Source organism: Undibacterium sp. Ren11W, from assembly GCF_049340485.1.
GTDB lineage: Bacteria > Pseudomonadota > Gammaproteobacteria > Burkholderiales > Burkholderiaceae_D > Undibacterium.
Map to the genome: position 1 here is coordinate 1 of NZ_JBMPPB010000042.1, position 269 is coordinate 269.

A 269-nucleotide genomic window follows, 5' to 3' on the forward strand; every position below is an offset into this window, starting at 1 on the left:
CGTGCCGTCGGTGATCGTCAGGGTGTCACCTGCCTTCGCGGTGCCTGGCAAGGCGACTGTGACTGCCACTGTGGTGGCTGCACCGAGTTCTGTTTTACTGATCAGGCCGTCGTTGTTGCTATCGGTGTTGATGGTGATAGTGGGTGCACCATTTGTTACAGTCACTAATGTGGCTGCATCCGTGCCCGGGGCGGAGACATTACCAGCGATATCCGTAACCGTCGCTGTGACGGTTAACGTCGCACCTTCCGCTGGTTTCGCAACCGTGC

The 269-nt window shown here is 58.0% G+C and carries 1 protein-coding gene; it reads right to left on the reverse strand.

Annotated features, from left to right (window positions below):
- A partial coding sequence (locus ACO0K8_RS22375) for a hypothetical protein (protein ID WP_422948862.1) occupies positions 1 to 269 on the reverse strand: 269 nt, incomplete at both ends.